This window comes from Streptomyces viridosporus T7A (assembly GCF_008704515.1).
In the GTDB taxonomy this organism is placed as follows: Bacteria; Actinomycetota; Actinomycetes; order Streptomycetales; family Streptomycetaceae; genus Streptomyces; species Streptomyces viridosporus.
In genome coordinates this window covers 2,653,441-2,671,466 of the sequence record NZ_CP023700.1, presented here as the reverse complement: position 1 = coordinate 2,671,466, position 18,026 = coordinate 2,653,441, and the positions used below count along the sequence as shown (strand labels likewise).

Annotated in this window: 13 protein-coding genes and 3 pseudogenes; 11 read left to right on the top strand and 5 right to left on the bottom strand. The window is 72.2% G+C overall.

Annotated features, from left to right (window positions below):
* Positions 1–46 precede the first annotated feature (46 nt).
* The 4 genes from CP969_RS12525 to CP969_RS12510 all read left to right on the top strand — a co-directional run bounded on the left by CP969_RS12525 (position 47) and on the right by CP969_RS12510 (position 5,653).
* The gene (locus CP969_RS12525) at positions 47–778 is read left to right on the top strand and encodes a DUF7873 family protein (protein WP_016826545.1); all 732 of its coding nucleotides are present in this window, start codon (positions 47–49) and stop codon (positions 776–778) included.
* A 703-nt stretch (positions 779–1,481) separates the two neighbouring features.
* On the top strand, positions 1,482–2,909 hold the full coding sequence (rox, locus tag CP969_RS12520; protein WP_026085239.1) for a rifampin monooxygenase: 1,428 nt from the start codon (positions 1,482–1,484) through the stop codon (positions 2,907–2,909).
* Positions 2,910–3,195: 286 nt separating this feature from the next.
* A complete protein-coding gene (locus CP969_RS12515) occupies positions 3,196–3,831 on the top strand; it encodes a lasso peptide biosynthesis B2 protein (RefSeq protein ID WP_004988888.1) in 636 nt (211 codons plus the stop codon).
* A gap of 1 nt (position 3,832) precedes the next feature.
* A complete protein-coding gene (locus tag CP969_RS12510) occupies positions 3,833–5,653 on the top strand; it encodes an asparagine synthase-related protein (protein ID WP_016826548.1) in 1,821 nt (606 codons plus the stop codon).
* On the opposite strand, the gene CP969_RS12505 is transcribed toward CP969_RS12510, so the two are convergent.
* Positions 5,637–6,938 (bottom strand): hypothetical protein, encoded by a 1,302-nt coding sequence (locus CP969_RS12505; protein ID WP_004988890.1) that lies wholly within the window; start codon positions 6,936–6,938, stop codon positions 5,637–5,639. The genes CP969_RS12510 and CP969_RS12505 overlap by 17 nt on opposite strands.
* Positions 6,939–8,042: 1,104 nt before the next feature.
* Between CP969_RS12505 and CP969_RS12500 the strand changes: the two genes are divergently transcribed.
* On the top strand, positions 8,043–8,777 hold the full coding sequence (locus tag CP969_RS12500; RefSeq protein ID WP_026085240.1) for a lytic polysaccharide monooxygenase: 735 nt from the start codon (positions 8,043–8,045) through the stop codon (positions 8,775–8,777).
* 315 nt (positions 8,778–9,092) lie between these two features.
* Here CP969_RS12500 and CP969_RS12495 read toward each other — a convergent pair whose 3' ends face one another.
* Both CP969_RS12495 and CP969_RS12490 read right to left on the bottom strand, forming a co-directional pair.
* Positions 9,093–9,482, bottom strand: a complete 390-nt coding sequence (locus tag CP969_RS12495; protein ID WP_016826550.1) for a MazG-like family protein — start codon at positions 9,480–9,482, stop codon at positions 9,093–9,095.
* A 48-nt stretch (positions 9,483–9,530) separates the two neighbouring features.
* Positions 9,531–10,073 (bottom strand): DoxX family protein, encoded by a 543-nt coding sequence (locus CP969_RS12490; protein WP_016826551.1) that lies wholly within the window; start codon positions 10,071–10,073, stop codon positions 9,531–9,533.
* A 127-nt stretch (positions 10,074–10,200) separates the two neighbouring features.
* Here CP969_RS12490 and CP969_RS12485 point away from each other — a divergent pair, with 127 nt between their 5' ends.
* The gene (locus tag CP969_RS12485; protein ID WP_004988894.1) at positions 10,201–10,527 is read left to right on the top strand and encodes a hypothetical protein; all 327 of its coding nucleotides are present in this window, start codon (positions 10,201–10,203) and stop codon (positions 10,525–10,527) included.
* Positions 10,528–10,575: 48 nt separating this feature from the next.
* Positions 10,576–10,770, top strand: a pseudogene (locus CP969_RS33795) (aldo/keto reductase); the annotation flags it as partial.
* Between the two features lie 5 nt (positions 10,771–10,775).
* On the opposite strand, the pseudogene CP969_RS12475 reads toward CP969_RS33795, so the two are convergent.
* A pseudogene (locus CP969_RS12475) lies at positions 10,776–11,605 on the bottom strand (IS5 family transposase).
* 44 nt (positions 11,606–11,649) lie between these two features.
* On the opposite strand from CP969_RS12475, the pseudogene CP969_RS12470 reads away from it, so the two are divergent.
* Positions 11,650–12,208, top strand: a pseudogene (locus tag CP969_RS12470) (aldo/keto reductase); the annotation flags it as partial.
* Between the two features lie 489 nt (positions 12,209–12,697).
* A complete protein-coding gene (locus CP969_RS12465) occupies positions 12,698–14,338 on the top strand; it encodes an alkaline phosphatase D family protein (protein WP_016826552.1) in 1,641 nt (546 codons plus the stop codon).
* A 27-nt stretch (positions 14,339–14,365) separates the two neighbouring features.
* Here the strand turns inward: CP969_RS12465 and CP969_RS12460 are convergent, their stop codons facing one another.
* The gene (locus CP969_RS12460) at positions 14,366–15,367 is read right to left on the bottom strand and encodes a Gfo/Idh/MocA family protein (protein ID WP_016826553.1); all 1,002 of its coding nucleotides are present in this window, start codon (positions 15,365–15,367) and stop codon (positions 14,366–14,368) included.
* A 140-nt stretch (positions 15,368–15,507) separates the two neighbouring features.
* Between CP969_RS12460 and CP969_RS12455 the strand changes: the two genes are divergently transcribed.
* Both CP969_RS12455 and CP969_RS12450 read left to right on the top strand, forming a co-directional pair.
* A complete protein-coding gene (locus CP969_RS12455; RefSeq protein ID WP_026085242.1) occupies positions 15,508–16,872 on the top strand; it encodes a multidrug effflux MFS transporter in 1,365 nt (454 codons plus the stop codon).
* Positions 16,869–18,014, top strand: a complete 1,146-nt coding sequence (locus tag CP969_RS12450) for a serine hydrolase domain-containing protein (RefSeq protein ID WP_026085243.1) — start codon at positions 16,869–16,871, stop codon at positions 18,012–18,014. Before CP969_RS12455 ends, CP969_RS12450 begins: the two co-directional genes overlap by 4 nt.
* The last annotated feature ends 12 nt before the right edge of the window (positions 18,015–18,026 follow it).

Genomic DNA, 18,026 nt, shown 5'->3' with positions numbered 1-18,026 from the left:
GCCCTTGTCTCGTGACAGTGTTGCCGCTGTTCGAAGGGGGGACCACGTGGCGAAGCTCAACCAGATCATCGCTGTCGAGAAGGGCGTCAAGAGCAAGTCGCTCCAGGACGTCACCGCGGCGCACCACAAGGTGCAGAAGCCGGCGCTGCTGTCCGGCATCTCGCGCACGTACCAGCCGAAGGACGAGGAGGGCGAGCAACTGCCTCCCGAGTCCACGCGGGTGCAGGTGCAGGCCGAGGACGTGCTGCGGGAGATGTCCGCGTCGCTGACCCGGCTGTTCGACGTGACCGCCACCAAGGACTGGGCGAACTGCACGGCCCGCGCGGACGTCACGGTCGACGGGCGGACGATCCTCGCCGACGTCCCGGTGAGCCACCTGCTGTTCCTGGAGAAGCAGCTCACCGACCTCCACACCTTCGTCAGGAAGCTCCCCACGCTCGACACCGCCGAGTCCTGGTCCCGCGACCCGTCCACGGACTGGTGGAAGACGGACCCGGTGCGCACGATCCGCACCAAGAAGGTCCCGCGCAACCACGTCAAGGCGGAGGCGACCGACAAGCACCCGGCGCAGGTCGAGGTGTACTACGAGGACGTGCCCATCGGGTACTGGACGACCGTGAAGTTCTCCGGGGCGCTCCCGGCGCGTCGGGTGAACGAACTGGTGGAGCGGGTCGAGAAGCTCCAGCAGGCGGTGAAGTTCGCCCGCGAGGAGGCCAACGGCACCGAGGTCACCGACCAGCGGGTCGGCGAGGCGGTGTTCGGCTACCTGTTCGGCTGACACCGGCCGCGAGCAACATCCACGATCGCCCCCGCGTGCGAGCGCGGGGGTGCGCGACAGGCGCGGACCGGATTGAGGACCGGTTCGCGCGATGAGCGCAAGCTGACACTGAAGTTCAGCCTGAAGAAGCGGTGACAGTGAAGGTTCGAGTCCTTCCCCCGGCACAACAGCCCGACACCGGGCCGGGGTGGCCCAACACGGCAGAGGCAGCCGCGGTCAATCTCAGACTCTCGCTCCAGTCTCAGCATCGCCACCGATCGCCGGATCGACCGGGGACGGACGAACGCCGTCGGATGCGAGTTCGACTCTCGTCTGCACCTCTTGCCTGGTGCGGTAGTTCAACGGAAGAACACGACGGCATGATGACTGATCCGTCCTCTTAAACGCCGCCGGCGTGCGCAATGGGGTGGCATCCCCAGGGGCCCGGGAGCTGGATACGCCTCCCGGGCTCCGCCATGTCCGGGCCGATCGCGCCGTCCGGGCCGATCGTGGCACGGCCGGGCGCCTGCGCGGCGGACGGCGAAAGAAAAAAGAAAAGGGCGAGGGAAGAGGCGCGGGAAGACGCGGCAAATGAGAAAGGCAAGGAGGTCACTCACTCCTTGCCACTCTCAACGTATAGCGCACCGGGGGCCTTGCGGCAAGGCCCCGGTCGTGCCGGAGAATCACCGGCCGTGACCGGAATCTGTGGAAACGGGGTGTGGTGATGATCGACGTGATCGTCGTCGGCGGCGGGCCGACCGGGCTGATGCTCTCCTGCGAGCTGCGGCTGCACGGCGTGCGCGTGGTCGTGCTGGAGAGGCTGACCGAGCCGACCGGGCAGTCCCGCGGGCAGGGCCTGCACACGCGCAGCGTCGAGCTGATGGACCAGCGCGGTCTGCTGGACCGGTTCCTCGCGGTCAGTGAGAAGTTCCAGGTCGGCGGTCTCTTCGGCGGCATCGTCAAGCCGTGGCCGGACCGGCTGGACACGGCCCACCCGTACGGCGTCGCCACCCCGCAGCCGGTCACCGAGCGGCTGCTCGAGGAGCGTGCCCTGGAGCTCGGTACCGAGATCCGGCGCGGCTGCGAGGTGATCGGGCTGAGCCAGGACGAGGACGGGGTGACCGTCGAGCTGGCGGACGGCACGCGGCTGCGCTCGCGCCACCTCGTCGGGTGCGACGGCGGCCGCAGCCTGGTGCGCAAGGAGATCGGCGTCGGTTTCCCCGGTGAACCCGCCAAGGTCGAGACGCTGCTCGGTGAGATGGAGCTGACCGAGGACCCGGCGGCCGTCGCCGCCGTCGTCGAGGAGGTCCGCAGGACCCAGCTGCGGTTCGGCGCCGCCCCTCTCGGGGACGGGGTGTACCGCGTCGTCGTGCCCGCCGACGGTGTGGCCGAGGACCGTGCCAGCGCGCCGACCCTCGAGGAGTTCCGGCAGCGGCTGCGGGCCGTCGCGGGCACCGACTTCGGTGCGTGCGCGCCGCGTTGGCTCTCCCGGTTCGGCGACGCCACCCGGCAGGCCGAGCGTTACCGGGTCGGCCGGGTGCTGCTGGCCGGCGACGCGGCGCACATCCACCCGCCGACCGGCGGGCAGGGGCTCAACCTCGGTGTGCAGGACGCGTTCAACCTCGGCTGGAAGCTGGCCGCCGTGGTCAACGGCTGGGCCCCGGAAGGGCTGTTGGACAGCTACCACGCCGAACGGCACCCGGTGGGCGCCCGCGTGCTGGAGAACACCCGCGCGCAGATCACGCTGCTGGGGACCGATCCGGGGGCGACCGCGCTGCGGGAGCTGTTCTCGAGGCTGATGGACTTCGAGGAGGTGAACCGGTACGTGACCGGGATGATCACCGCGGTCGAGGTCCGCTACGACTTCGGCGAGGGCCACGAACTGCTCGGCCGGCGGATGCGGGACGTGAGGCTGAAGCGGGGCCGCCTCTACGAGCTGATGCGCGGCGGCCGCGGGCTGCTGCTCGACCAGACCGGCCGGCTCTCGGCGGCGGGCTGGGCGGACCGCGTCGACCACGTCGTCGACGTCAGCGAGGAACTGGACGTGCCCGCGGTACTGCTGCGGCCGGACGGCCACGTGGCGTGGGCCGGCGAGGACCAGGCGGATCTGCTCGGCCACCTGCCCCGGTGGTTCGGCGCCGCCGCCGACTGAGCGCGGGCGTGCGGGCGCGTGGGCGCCGGCAGCCCGGTTGCGGGGCACCCAGGAAAGAGTAACCTAAATTTTATCGATACTACCTGATTTATGGAGGTAGGCGATGTTCCTCCGACTGCTGCGGCGTCGCATGCCGCATGGGCTCGTCCTGCTCGGCAACGGCCGTCTGATCCGGGGCTACAGCGGCGCCTACTACGACGGTCACGGATACCAGTACTGACACTGCCCCCACGTCGGACCGGGTCCGCCGCAGGGAAGGTGTCAGACCGACCTTGGAGGATGTGTGGTGGCAGAGGACGCGGCAGAGGACACCGATGCCCTGGTGGCCATGGTGCGGATCCTGTCACCGCACTGCCGTGTCACCAGGATGTCCGACGGAGTGCTGATCGCGGACTGGCGGCGGACGCGTTTTCTCGGGGTGACGACGGCGGACATCCGGAAGTTCGCCGGGGGAGCCTCCGGGGAGCGCGCCGAAATCGTCACCGGTCTCCTCCGCGCCGGGTGTGCGACGGCCCGCCCGAGGCGGCAGTCGGACGCCGCGGTCGGGCTCTGGCTGCGCGGAGTGCACCTGCTGATCCGCACCGTGGGATTCGGGCGCGCCCTTCGGCTCCTGTCCTTGGCGGCCCCGGCCTACGTCCGTGCGGACCCCGCCGCCACGGAGGACGTCGAACGGCTGAAACGGGCGGTGCAGTCACACGGTCACAGGAGCTGGTTCGTCAACGGCGACTGCAAGGCCGAGGCCATGACGGCCTTCGTCCTGTTACGGCGGCGCGGCCTGAAGGCCGTGCTCCACGTCGGTGTGCGCGAGCACCCGTTCGCCCTGCACGCCTGGACGTCTTCGGCCGGCCTGTGCATCCCCGACGCCGATCCGCGCGGACACGCCTTCGCGCCGGTCCTCTCGGTCGGCGGCGGAGGGCAGTGACGTGGAAGCACTCCGCCTCGAGTGGGACGGGGACGTCCCGAAGCTCTGGGCGGCCGAAACCATGGCGCGGCAGGGGCTCGTGACGGCGGTCTCCTCACGGGCCGGGACCGCGGTGGTCGTCGGCTGGGTCCGCTCCGTCCGCGAGCGCGTGGCGGGAGCGCGCGGCCTCCTCGACGACTGGGGCCGGCCGCAGGCGGCACCGCCCCTGCCGACCGGCGACTACGCGGCCGTCCTGGTGTGCCGCGACCGCATCCTGCTGGTGCGGGACGAGCAGGCCCGCATCCCCCTGTTCTTCGGGGAGACCGGTGGTCGTGTCACCGCGGTGAGCACCTCGGCGCGCCACCTGGGCGGCGGAGCGGAGCTGGACCGGCGCTACTTCTGCCGGTACCTGACCGGGAACATGGCGCAACCCCACACGGAACTCACCCCCTTCACCGGGGTGCACCGCGTACTCGGGGGCGAGGTGGTGGAACTCTCGCTCACGGGGCGGATGCGCGGTCGGGTGCTGCGACGCGTCCGTCAGGCCCACGACCCGTCGGTACCGGCGGCGGACGGACCCGGCCTCGCCGGGGCCGCGAAGGAGCTGCGCCTCGCCTTGGAGAACGCCGTCGGGCGCCGTATGGGCAGGGTGACGGCGTGCCATGTCTCCGGCGGCACCGACTCCACCAGCGTCGCGCTGCTCGCGGCACGCCTGTCGGCCGCGGGACAGGGCTGCCCCGGGGACCTCGTCCTGCTCGCCGGGCGCTTCGGACGGGGAGAGCTCGCTGCCGAACAGCCTTACCTGGACGAGGCGATGGCGGAGATCCGCCGGCACGCGCCCGCCGCCCGCCCGGTGATCGTCGACGCCGACGACGTGGCCGACTTCGACGACTTCCAGCACCACGCGGGAGACCCGGACGAGCCGCATGCGCACGCCTTCCGCGCCCCGTTCTGGAGCAGGCTCCACGCCGCTGCGGCGGATCTGGGCTGTGACACCCTCCTGACCGGCTGCGGGGCCGATCCGATCGTGGACGCCAACCCGTTCCACCTGCACCGGCTGGCCCGCACGGGACGGCTCCGGCAGATGACGGGGCAGGCACGCGACTGGGCCGCGGGCAGCGAGCGGGGCTTGTGGGACGTCGTCTCCGCCTACGTGGTGCGGCCGGCTCTTCCGCTGACCGCCGAACGGGTCACGGCGCTCGTCCGCCGCCGCGGAACGGTGCTCGGCGGCCTCGGCGGCTTCGCCCGCCCCCCATGGCTGCGTCCCGGATTCGCGCGGGCCCACGGCTACCGTGGGGCCGGCATCGCGGAGAGCCGCTTCGTGTTCGGGCGCAGGCCCGAACTGTCCCTCTACGAGGCCGCCAACTACCTCGCCGCTCCCGACCCGCTGTCCTGGCGCCGCGCTCGGCAGGACGGGTTCTTCCTCTCGCACCCCTTCCTCGACCCGGAGGTCATCGCCACGATGCGCCGCCTCCCCGCCGAGACTGCGCTCCAGCCGGGCCGTCCGAAGGCGGTACTGCGCGAGGCGATGGCGGATCTGCTTCCGCCCCGGATCGGCGGCCGGGTCGCCAAGGTCCCCTTCAACCAGCTCTACGCCCGCGGCCTGCGGACCCACGGTGACGAACTCATCGACCTCTGCCGCTCCGCGAGGCATCCGCTGGTCGCGGAGATGTTCGACGTCGAGACGCTGTGCCGGGCGGTGAGGGAGGCACAGTTCGGCATGGGGGACTCTTATTCCTGGGACCGTGTGAACAGTTCGCTCGCCCTCGTGGCGTGGCTGGAGCGACTGGACCGGCGCTCCCGCGCGCCCCGTGCGGCCATGCCGGTCACACCTGGTCCTTGATGTCCCAGAGGGTCCGTTTGATCGGACCCGTTTCGGCGGCGATCAAGCCGTACCGGTTCAACGTCTCGCGTATCTCCGCTCTGGACAGGATGCGGTTTTCCTCACCTTTTCGCGTGATGGACACCGACAGGCCCGCGCCATGCGCGCCGAACTGCCAATAGACAGCCACGTAGCGGGGGTCCCTCGTGTGCTGGTCGATCGCATTGTTTTCGTACACCCGGCCGCGGTAGGCGACGGAGTCGCGGCTCTTGTCCCTCGTGACCCACTGGGGCATCTTGCCGCCACTCCAGGAGTATCCCTTCAACTGGATCTGGTCCAGACCGGCCCGGTCCTTGCGTGCCAATTGCGCGGAGGCGTAGAGCGCCAACTGGTCATACGGTGTGTCGATGGGCAGTTGCACGACCGTTCGGGTGACGAACGCGTCGTTCGCCTCGATCCAACTCCCGGCAGACATCCATGGCTGCGCCAACACCAACTGACCGGGCTGGTAGATCTCCCTCCGGGAGAGTGGGTGTTGCACGTAGAAGTCACGGAACGTCTCGGCATCCGCACGCCATTGTTCGCGGGGCCGGTCCGTCCGGCTGAGCGACACCTGCTCGCCCATGGCGTGGAATTCGGTGCCGAGCACGTAAAAGCCCATGTCGCTGCGGTTGTCGATCCTGATCTCGACCGGTACGGCGAATTCCTTGCGGTCCTTGCTCAGTACGGGCTCTCCCACGGTGATGCTGACGAGGGGCTTGGCGCCGCGCTGGGACGGCTGGTAGAGGTGCTGGTAGCCGAAATTGGCCACCGCGAGAGCCGAGGAGATGATCAGTGCCGCGGCCACCCGCTTCGGAGAGGGGATCACGACCGATGTCCGCCACACCGTGAAGACGGCCCACGCGGAACCCGCCGTGAGCAGGCTGAACAGCGTCCGGTAAAGCGTGGAATCGCCGTCCCTGAATGCCTCGAGCAGAAGCATGGTGTTGGCCACCAATGCCGCGACCGTGCCGATCAGCGCGACCATTCCGGAATAGGGGAAGACGTTCCGTCCCCAGTGGTCCACGACCGCGGCAGCGCCCAACAATGAGAGGGCCGAGACCAGGATGAGGATGGCACCGGTGATGCGCCCCGTGTAGGTCAGGGCCCCGCTGAGGTCTTCGAGGCCCCACCAACCCAGCAGCAGCGCCGTCGGGAGGAGGACCAGCAGGATCAACGCCAGGGCAGCCGGTGACTTCCCGGTGTTCGTCGTGCGCAGCAGCGCCCGCAGGCGCGAGCCGGCGCCGGTCCAGGAGGGAGTCCTCACGTGATCACCCCCTGACGCCGCAGGCCGTCCGTCGGGCGCTGACGGTGGCCGCGACCGGAGCACACGCTCGAGCCGTCGGCGAAGAGTCCCGCCGACAGGCACCGGCCTATGCCAACTGGACCCACGGAGTTCTCCTTCGACTTCGACCGTCACTGCGGCCCTGCGGCACCGCACGGGTGGAGCGCCGTCCGGCGAGCCCCTGCCGGCTTCCCGCGGCACGTACCTCGCGGTGGCGTTGCGGAGCATCCGGTCCCCGCAGCGGACCAGGAGACCCGGTGCTGCGCCGGGACTCGAGCACCATCGTCCGGGTCGATCCCTCGGTTCACCATCCGGATGCCTCCGGACGGCCTAGTCGACCGTACGGACGCGCCCGGCGACCGGTGGTTCGTCTCCCGTGGTGCTCCGGGACGGTGCCGAGGTCCACGACCTCCTCGTGCGCCGTCTTCCGGGTCCTCCCGAGCCGGTGCGCCCAGTGCTGTGGTGGAGGGGGACGGACCACTGAATCCGTATGCCGTGAAGCCGTACCGCCGGCCGAGGGCTGTCGAACGCACCGCCTGCTGACCCCCCGCTGGGAGGCCGCCGAGCGGCGCCGGCTGGCTGGGTGGGGCTGCCGAACAGGCCCGTGAAGCCGCTGCGGGTGTGGCTCGACCCGCGGCGTCCGACGGCCCGGTCCGACGACCCGGTCCCGTCGGGCGTGAACATCACCACCCCGTCAACGGGGACGCGGAGGTCACCACCGGGTGTCGGTGCCCCTCTGCTCCCTCCCCACCTGCCCGTATGTCGTTCCCGCCGTCACTGGAGCGGTGTTCGGGGGGTCCGTCGACGCGGTCGTTGTCAACTTCCCTTGGGTGAAGACCTCTTGACGGTTCACGGTTCCCCGCTATGGTCTAGACCGGCGAGCACAGGTCTAGGCCAGTGCCCGCCCGCGTCCCGGTGCCTTCACGGGCCGGGGCGACGTGTGGTGTCCGCCGCGGCGGCGCGACCGCGCGCTCCGCCCTCGCCTCGTCGGCGAGGCGCGCAGGACACATGCGGTGCACACCGTGTGCGTCGGCGATGTCGTGCTCCGTGGCCGGTTCTCATGTACACCGAAGAAAGAGTCATTACATGGACATGAAAAGGCGAGCGTCCCTGGCTGTCGGAGCCATGGTCGCCCCCCTCCTCGCCATCACCCTTCCGGCCGGTACGGCCAACGCCCACGGCTGGGTGACCGACCCGGGCAGCCGCCAGGACCAGTGCGCCCAGGGCGTCGTCGACTGCGGCCAGATCAAGTACGAGCCGCAGAGCGTCGAGGGCCCGAAGGGCCTGCGCAGCTGCAGCGGCGGCAATGCCCAGTTCGCCGACCTCGACGACGACCGCAAGGCCTGGCGGGTCACGCCGGTCGGCGGATCGCACACCTTCACCTGGAAGCTCACGGCACGGCACGCCACCGACACCTGGCAGTACTTCGTCGGCGACCGGAAGATCGCCGAGTTCAACGACCGGGGTGCGCAGCCTCCCGCCCAGGTCAGCCACCAGGTCGACTTCGGTGACCTGAAGGGCCGCCAGAAGGTCCTGGCCGTCTGGAACGTGGCCGACACCAACAACGCCTTCTACGCCTGCATCGACGTCGACATCGCCGGCGGCGGCAACGGCGGTGGCGACAACGGCGGCGGCAACGGCGGTGGCAACAACGGTGGCGGCGGGTCGGACTCCTGCGCCGCGCCGGTCTGGAGCACCGGCACCGTCTACCACGGCGGCGACACCGTCACCCACGACGGTCGCACCTACCGCGCCAAGTGGTGGACGACGAACGAGCGGCCCGGCTCCGCCGACGTCTGGGAAGACCTGGGCGCCTGCTAGACCCGCTCGGATCCGCTGAGCGAGACCGGTGCGGCACGCCAGCCCCACGCGGCGCCCGCCGCACCGGTTCGGCGGGGTCGGCCACCGATGCGAACCGTCCGTCGTTGCGGACGGTTCGCATCGGTGTCAGGCCCCGCCCTCTCGCGTGATCGGCGCCGAGCGCCGAAGGGGCGGCCCGCCGGTCCTCGGCGTCGGCGCCACGGGAACAGCGGACGGCGCCTCCTCCGGCCGAAGGCGCCGGACTCCCCCCTTCCATCGGGGCAGCGCCCCACCGGCACGTCCCGCGGACGCCGGCTCCCACGGCCCGCCACGGGATCAACCGTCGGACGGGTCCGGTCGGGGAGCTCCGAGCGAGCGGTGCGTGACCCGGGCCAGGTGGCGGGCGAAGACCTCGCGGGCGTCGGGGGTGAGCGTGCGCAGGGCCACCAGGGCCGTGACGGCGACGTCGCACAGCTCGGACCGGACGTCGTCCCAGGTGTGCGTGGTGCCCTTGCGCGGGTTCTGGCCGGTCGCGCCGATCACGGCCTCGGCGACCTCGCCGACCTCCTCGGACAGCTTGAGGATCCGCAGCAGCAGGCCCTCCCGGCCCTCGACCGGACGGTTCGCGTCCAGCCACGCGCACAGGTCGTCGACGGCGTCCCACAGATCGACGGCCGGAGCCGGAGGCGGAGCCGTGACCGGGGGAGGAGGCAGGTGGTCGCTCATGGGACAGAGCCTGGCACAGGGCACCGACAGCCCCCGGCGTCCGGTGCCCTACTCGAACAGCGTCTCCTGTGCGCCCTCCCGTGCCTTCCGCAGCCGGCGGCTGCGCGCCCCCACGGTCACCGCCGTGGCCGCCGCGGTCGCGGCGAAGGCCACCGGGACCATCCAGCCCCGGTTGACCGTGTGGCCGAGGGCGTGGTCCAGGGACAACCGGCCGGGGCCCGCGACGGCGAGGCCGGCGGCGGTCAGGCCCAGGCTCGCCGCGTACTCGTAGCCGCCCTCCTGGTTGAAGAAGCCGCTGGGCGCGTGCACGGCCGCCGCGCCCGCCATCGCCCCGGCCGCCGCCGCGCCCGCCGCGGGGGTGGCGAGGCCGAGCGCCAGCAGGACGCCGCCGCCGGTCTCCGCGAGGCCCGCGGCCCGTGCGCTGGCCTTGCCGGGCGCGTAGCCGATGGTCTCCATGAACTGGCCGGTGCCCTCGATGCCGCCCCCGCCGAACCAGCCGAACAGCTTCTGCGCGCCGTGCGCCGCCAGCACCCCGCCGGTTCCCAGCCGGAGCAGCAGCAGGCCCAGATCGCGTCGTTCGTAACAGGTCACGTCGTCTCCCGGAGCAGTCGCTTCGCCGTGACCACCGTCGCAGTCCGCTGTCGGCCCGGCCCGCCGCCGGACGCCGTTCGGGTGGCACGGGTGGCGGGGCCCCGGGGCCGGGACGACGCTGGCAGGCATGACGATTCAGACCGCCCGTCTCAGCGACCCGGCCGTCCGGGCCTTCGTCACCGCCGTCAACAACCACGACCGCGAGGGCTTCATGGCCCTTCTCGCCCCCGGCGCGACCATGGCGGACGACGGCAGCGACCGCGACCTCGCCGACTGGATCGACCGCGAGATCTTCTCCGCCAACGGCCACATGGAGGTCGACAACGAGTCCGACGGGGGCCGCACTCTCGTCGCCCGTTACCGCAACGACACCTGGGGCGAGATGCGCACCCGCTGGACCTTCACCGTGGACGACGACGGCCGGATCTCCCGCTTCGAGACCGGTCAGGCCTGATCCTCTCCACGCTCGTGCGGGGGCTTGCCCTCGCGCGCGCTCGAAGTCCTGGCGTCCCCGGCCACGGAGAGCACACGGACGCTGGGACGCAGCGGTATCGAGGTCGGCGCCGTCGGGTTCGGCTGCTGGGCGATCGGCGGTGAGTGACAGGACTCCGCGGGGCAGCCGCTGGGCTGGGGCAGGGTCGACGACGAGGAGTCCGTACGGGTGGTCCGGCGCGCCCTCGGCCTAGGCGGTGTCTTCAAATGTCACGCCCACATCAGGAGCGATGCGAGGGTGACGGCTGCTTGGTAGGACTCGGCGGTCTTGTCGTAGCGGGTGGCGATGCCGCGCCACTGCTTCAGGCGGCTAAAGCAGCGTTCGACCACGTTGCGCCGTTTGTAGAGCTGCCTGTCGAAGGCCGGCGGCCGCCCGCCGCGGCGGCCGCGGCGGAGCCGGTTGCGGATCTGGTCGGCCCGCTCCGGGATGGTGTGGCCGATGCCCCGTCGCCTGAGCCAGGCCCGGATCGCCTTGGAGCTGTAGCCCTTGTCGCCGAGCACGTGATCGGGCCGGACGCGGGGCCGTCCCGGTCCGAGGCGGGGCACCCGGATCGCCTCCATCACGGCGGTGAACTGGGTGCAGTCGTTGGTGTTGCCGCCGGTGACGGTGAAGGCGAGCGGGCGCCCCAGGGCATCGCAGGCGAGGTGGATTTTGCTGGTCAGGCCGCCTCGGGAGCGTCCGAGGGCGGGGTTGTGGATCCCCCTTTTCGGGCGCCGGCGGCGTGCTGGTGGGCGCGGACAACGGTGGAGTCGACCGACACCAGCCAGTCGATGTCCCCGGCCGCGTCCGCCTGCGCCTGGGCGGCCCGGAGCATCCGCTCGAAGGTGCCGTCCAGGGCCCACCGGCGAAAACGGGTGTGCAGCGTGGCCCACGGGCCGTACCGCTCGGGCACGTCCCGCCAGGCGGTTCCGGTGCGGAACTTCCACACGATCCCGTTGAGGACCGTGCGGTCGTCCAGCCGCTTCCTGCCCCGCAACGAGGCGGGCAGCAATGGCCGGACGAACTCCCACTCGGTATCCGACAGTTCATGGCGACGTATCACCCGACCATGATCCACCACTCAAGATCATTTGAAGACACCGCCTAGGCGTCACCTTCTTCGACACCGCCGACGAGGGGGTACCTCCCTGCTCGAACGAAGCTGAGAGCTTGGGGGAGGCACCGGGCACAGCGAACGCGTCCTCGGCCGGGCCCTCGGCCGCCGCCGGGACGAGGTCGTCGTCGCCACCAAGGGGGCAACGCCTTCGACGCGGACACCCGCACCCTCACCGGCGGCGACGACTCGCCGGAGCACCTCCGCCGGGCCCTGACCGCCTCGCTGCGCCGCCTCGGCACCGACCGGATCGACCTGTACCGGCTCCACCTCGCCGACGCCGACCCCGAGCGGGCCGCCGGGCTCCGCGACGCGTGCGAGGAACAGGTGGCGCAGGGACTGATCCGGGCCTACGCCTGGAGCACCGACGACCCGGCCCGTGCCGCCGTGTTCGCGGCCACCGTGTTCGCGAAGGGGCCGCACTGCGCCGTGCAGCACGCGCTCAACGTGCTCACGGACACGCCCGAGATGCTCCGGCTGTGCGAGGAGGCGGGCCTCGCCTCCGTCAACCGCAGCCCGCTCGCCAGGGGCCTGCTCACCGGCGAGCGGATGGCCGAGGTCGAGCGGATCCTCGTCCGGTAGCCCGGTAGCCCAACGGCCTGATGGCCCGACGGTCCGGTGGGGGCGGTGCCCCCGGACGCGGATCGGTCCGCCGGACAAGGCAGCCGTTCCCCGCGCGGTGCGTACCCGCGGCCTCCCGCGGGCCCACCCCGTCCCGATGGCGTGGGTCAACTGCCGCTTCCCCCTCGGACGTGGCCTGTGACATCCCTCCGCCCACCTCTGAAACTCCGGCGCACTAGGGAACCTGACGAACCATCGGGTGACGCGGGCGGCCCGGACGGCGCGTCCTCACCCGAGCGCGGCCCGCGCACGGCACCGTCGTCGTCGGGAAGGGCGCGCGCCGCGCGTCCGCCTCCGTCGGCGGCTCCGTCGTGCGGACCTCATGCGATCGTCATCCGAATGCTGTGTACGCGTCAATGCGGTGTCGTCCCCGGCCGCTCCCATTCCTCCCGTATCCGTAGACCAGGGGAGGACCGGATGACATCCGAGGCCCGTCAGTCACAGCACGCTCCCGAACTCCGCACGGCTGCCCGGCACATCGGCCGCCGCCGCTTCCTGACCGCCACCGGCGCCGCCGCCGCGCTCGCCTTCGCGGTGAACCTGCCCACCGCGGGCACCGCGGCGGCCGCCGAGCTCGACGCCGCGCGCCTCACCGAGGACCCCTTCACGCTGGGTGTCGCCTCCGGCGACCCCCGCCCGGACTCCGTGCTCCTGTGGACCCGGCTCGCCCCCGCCCCGTTCGAGGCCGACAGCGGTCTTCCCGCCCAACGCGTCACCGTGCACTGGGAGGTGGCGTACGACGAGAGGTTCCGCCGCATCGCCAGACGCGGCACCGCGACCGCCCACCCCGAGTTCCACCACACGGTGCACGTCGAGGTCGGCCACCTCGGCGCCGACCGCGTCCTGTACTACCGCTTCCGCACGGGCCGCTGGATCAGCCCCACCGGCCGGACCCGCACCGCCCCCGAACCCGGGGCCCGGCCCCGCTCGCTCACGCTGGCCGCCGTCTCCTGCCAGGCCTACCACGACGGTTACTTCACCCCGTACGCCCACCTCGCCGCCGACGACGTCGACGTGGTCTTCCACCTCGGGGACTACCTGTACGAGTACGCGGTCAACTCCGCGGGCGGTGCCCGCAATTACACCGACCGGACCCTGCCCGCCCTGTTCGACCGGGAGACCGTGACCCTGGAGGACTACCGGCTGCGCTACGCCCTCTACCGCACCGACCCCGACCTGCGCGCCGCGCACGCCGCCCACCCCTTCGTCGTCACCTGGGACGACCACGAGACCGAGAACAACTACGCCGACGACATCCCGGAGAACAACGTCCCGCCGGAGGAGTTCCTGCTGCGCCGCGCCTCCGCCTACCGCGCCTACTGGGAGAACCAGCCCCTGCGCCGCCCCCAACTCCCCGACGGCCCCGACATGCGGCTGTACCGGCGCCTGCAGTGGGGCCGACTCGCCCAGTTCGACGTGCTCGACACCCGCCAGTACCGCTCCGACCAGGCCTACGGCGACGGCGCCCGGCTGCCCGGCCCGGACATCGACGACCCGTCGCGCACCATGACCGGCGCCTCCCAGGAACGCTGGCTGCTCGACGGCTGGCGCTCCTCGCGGGCGCTGTGGAACGTCGTGCCGCAGCAAGTCGTCTTCTCCCAGCGGAAGTTCGACCTCGCCACGCCCTCGCGGCTGTCCATGGACGCCTGGGACGGCTACCGCGCCTCCCGCCGCCGCCTCCTCGACGGGGCGAAGGCGGCCGGGATCGAGAACCTGATGGTGCTCACCGGCGACGTGCACGTCGGTTACGCCTTCGACATCAAGGACGACTTCGACGACCCGGACTCCAGGACCGTGGGCACCGAGATCGTGGCCACCTCGATCGCCAGCGGCAAGGACGGCACCGAGAAGCCCGCGAACCGGGACACCTACCTGGCGGCCAACCCGCACCTGCGGTTCTACGACGGCCGGCGCGGTTACGTGACCGTCGAGCTGGGCCGCGAGGCCGCGCGCGCCGACTTCCGGACGGTGCCGTACGTGACCCGGCCCGGGGCGCCGATCGCGACGGCGGCGTCCTTCGTCACCGCGGCGGGAGAACCGGGGCTCGAACCCGCCTGAGCCCCGGAGCCGATCGGCGGTCCTCGCTCAGCGGCGCTCCCCCGGGTAGCGGACGCCGACGCGGTCCCGGATCGCGTCGAGCGTCCGCATCACGGCGAGGGTGCCGTCGAGCGGGACGAGCGGGGACTCGGTCTCACCGGCCCGCAGGGCCCGCATCACCTCCGCGGCCTCGTGCTTGAGGGTGTTGCGGGGGCCGTCCGCCGGGTCGGCCGTGAACTCCTCGGCGTCCCGGCCGTCCCGGTGCAGCACGAACCGGTCCGGGAAGAAGAAGCCGTACGGGACGTCGATCCGGCCCTTCGACCCGGTGACCGAGGCGGAGGTCGCCGTGCCGCCGACGAGGGAGCAGTGCACCGAGGCGAGGGCGCCGTCGTCCCAGGAGAGCAGCGCCCCCGTCTGGAGGTCGACGCCCCTCTCCGAGAGCGTCGCCCGCGCCACCACGTCCGCCGGCTCCCCGAGCAGCAGTTGCGCGAACGACACCGGGTACACCCCGAGGTCCAGCAGCGCGCCCCCGCCCAGCGCCGGGTCCAGCAGCCGGTGCGAGGCCGGCAGCGGCTCCGCCAGTCCGAAGTCCGCCTGCACGCTGCGCACCTCGCCGATCGCGCCGTCGTCGACCAGCGCCTTGAGCCGCCGCACCACGGGGTTGCAGTACATCCACATCGCCTCCATCAGGAAGCGCCCGTTCTCCCGCGCCGAGGCGACCAGTTCCGCCGCCTCGCGCGCGTTCAGCGTGAACGGCTTCTCGCACAGCACGTTCCGCCCGGCCTCCAGGCACAGTCCGGCCGCCGCGCGGTGCGCCGAGTGCGGCGTGGCGACGTAGACGACGTCGACCTCCTCGTCCCGCGCCAGCGACTCCCAGTCGCCGTACGCCCGCGGTATCCCGAACCGTTCGGCGAACGCCTTCGCCGGTTCCGGCGACCGCGACGCCACCGCCACCACCTCCGCGTCCGGCAGGTCCACCAGGTCCGCCGTGAACGTCGCGGCCATCCCGCCGGTCGCCAGGATCCCCCAACGCACGTTCCGCCCCGTCATCCGTCCCACCCCTGCTCGTGTCGTCGGCACCTCGGCCGCGAACGTCCATGGAAGCGCTCCCACGGCATCGTCGTCGACGCCGAGCACCCCGTACGAGCTGAGAGCATAGGGAGCCGACGACGCGGAAAGGGAGGGGTCACATGCCCGAGGGCGGGGCGTCCATATCGAATCCGACGGCGAACTCGACGGCGCGAACGGACTCAACGGAGGAAACGGCGACGAATCCGGCGGCGCGTCCGGCGGCGAACCCGGTGACGGGTGTCACACCGGCGCTCCGCGCGACCGCCGGCCGCACCGGTCTGCTGGTGACCTTCCTCCTGGGCGGCCTGACCGCCGTACCCCCGCTGGCGATGGACATGTACCTCCCCGCCCTCCCGGAGGTCACCCGGTCCCTGCACACGTCCGCCGCCACCGTCCAGCTCACGCTCACCACCTGTCTGGCCGGCATGGCGCTCGGGCAGCTGGTGGTCGGCCCGATGAGCGACCGGTGGGGACGCCGCCGCCCGCTGCTCGTCGGCCTCGCGGTCTACGTCGTCGCCACCGTGCTGTGCGCGTTCGCGCCGACCGTCGAACTCCTCGTCGCCTTCCGGCTGCTGCAGGGCCTGGCGGGCGCGGCCGCCATCGTCATCGCGCGGGCGGTGGTCCGCGACCTGTACGACGGTGTGGCCATGGCCCGCTTCTTCTCGAACCTCATGCTGATCTCCGGCCTGGCGCCGATCATGGCACCGCTCATCGGCGGGCAGGTCCTGCGGGTGACGGACTGGCGGGGCGTGTTCGTCGTCCTCGCCGTCCTCGGGGTGCTGCTGGCGGCCCTGGTCTGGGCGAAGCTGCCGGAGACGCTGGCCCCCGCCGACCGCCACGGCGGCGGCTTCGGCGCGGCCCTCGGCTCGATGCGCCGGCTGCTCGCCGACCGGGTCTTCGCCGGCTACATGCTCACCGGCGGATTCGCCTTCGCCTCCCTCTTCGCCTACGTCGCGGCCTCCCCGTTCGTCGTCCAGGAGATCTACGGGGCCTCCCCGCAGACGTTCAGCCTGCTGTTCGGGCTCAACTCGATCGGCCTGATGATCATGGGGCAGATCAACGGCAAGGTGCTGGTCGGCCGGGTCCGGCTGGACCGGGTGCTCGGATTCGGGCTCTGCGTCGTGGTCGTCGCCGCGGTCGCGCTGCTGCTGATGTCGCTGGGCGTGTTCGGCGAGGTCGGGCTGGTGCCCGTGGCCGCCGCGCTGTTCGTGCTGATGTCCGCGATGGGCATCACCATGCCCAACACCCAGACCCTCGCCCTGATGCGCACCCGGCAGGCCGCCGGTGCCGCCTCGGCCCTGCTCGGCACGGCGTCCTTCCTCGTCGGCGCGATCGCCTCCCCGCTGGTCGGGATCGCCGGGGAGGACACCGCCGTCCCGATGGCCGTCGTCCAACTGGTCGCCGCGCTGGCGGCGCTGGCCTGCTTCACCGGCCTGTGCCGTCCCTGGGAGGGGCGGGCGAGCGCGGAGGGTGAGGGCTTCTGAGCGCCCCGAGGCTGCGTCACGGCACACCGGAACGGGCCGGACTCGACCCCGGGGAACTGCGCCTGCTGGTCCGTGAGGTCCGCGCCCGCACCGCCGGCGAGCGCCCCTGGGCGGCCGGGGCCGTCGTGGTCGTCGGCCGGGGCCCGGTGCTCGCCGTGCAGGAGGCGGCGGGCTGGGCCGTGCGGTACGCGGCGTACGACGAGAGGACGGACACCGCGGTGGAGCTGCCGCCGGGCGCCCGTGTGCCGATGACCGTGGACACGCCCTTCGACCTGGCCTCCCTCACCAAGCTGTTCACCTCGGTGGCCGCCGTGCAGCAGATCGAGCGGGGCACGCTCGGCATCGACGCGCGCGTGGGCGCGTACCTGCCGGACTTCACGGCGGCGGCGCGCCACGGCGTCACCGTCCGGCAACTGCTCACCCACACCTCCGGGCTGCGCCCCGAACTCCCGCTGTACGCCTGCGCCGACGACGCGCAGCGCCTGGCGCTGCTGCGCGCCGAGCCGCCCGTCGGCGTGCCCGGCACGTACTGCTACTCCGACCTCAACATGCTGCTGCTCCAGCACGTCCTGGAACGCCTCACCGGCCGCACGCTCGACACGCTGGTCCGGGACGGCATCACCCGCCCGCTCGGCATGACGGCGACCGGCTTCGGGCCGTGCCCGGGCGCGGCGGCCACCGAGGACCAGCGGCGGCCGTGGGCCAAGGCGGACCGGGGGATGCTGCGGGGCGAGGTGCACGACGAGAACGCCTGGGCGCTGGGCGGGGTCGCGGGCCACGCCGGGCTGTTCTCCACGGGACGGGACCTGGCGGTGTTCTGCCGCGCGCTGCTGGCGGGCGGTTCGTACGGCCCCGCCCGCATCCTCGGCCCCGACTTCGTGGACCTGCTGTTCACCCCGCCGGGGCTGGGCTTCGCCCTGGACCAGCCCTGGTTCATGGGCGAACTGGCGGGGCGCGGGGCGGCGGGGCACACCGGTTTCACGGGGACGTCGCTGGTCCTGGACCGGGCCACGGACACCTATCTGGTGCTCCTCGCCAACACCGTCCACCCCCGCCGCCGGCCGGCCCCCGACAACGCGCCCCGGGCGGACGCGGGGACCCGGGTGGCCCGGGCGGTGCGGGGCGCCGGGGCGGCACGGTGACCGGGCGGTCCG

Bases quoted from the DNA above. Each gene is read 5' to 3' on its own strand.
- CP969_RS12485 (WP_004988894.1), top strand. From the start codon at position 10,201: ATGACGATTCAGACCGCCCGTCTCAGCGACCCGGCCGTCCGGGCCTTC.
- CP969_RS12460 (WP_016826553.1), bottom strand. From the start codon at position 15,367: ATGACGGGGCGGAACGTGCGTTGGGGGATCCTGGCGACCGGCGGGATG.
- CP969_RS12455 (WP_026085242.1), top strand. From the start codon at position 15,508: ATGCCCGAGGGCGGGGCGTCCATATCGAATCCGACGGCGAACTCGACG.
- CP969_RS12500 (WP_026085240.1), top strand. From the start codon at position 8,043: ATGGACATGAAAAGGCGAGCGTCCCTGGCTGTCGGAGCCATGGTCGCC.
- rox (WP_026085239.1), top strand. From the start codon at position 1,482: ATGATCGACGTGATCGTCGTCGGCGGCGGGCCGACCGGGCTGATGCTC.
- CP969_RS12465 (WP_016826552.1), top strand. From the start codon at position 12,698: ATGACATCCGAGGCCCGTCAGTCACAGCACGCTCCCGAACTCCGCACG.
- CP969_RS12495 (WP_016826550.1), bottom strand. From the start codon at position 9,482: ATGAGCGACCACCTGCCTCCTCCCCCGGTCACGGCTCCGCCTCCGGCT.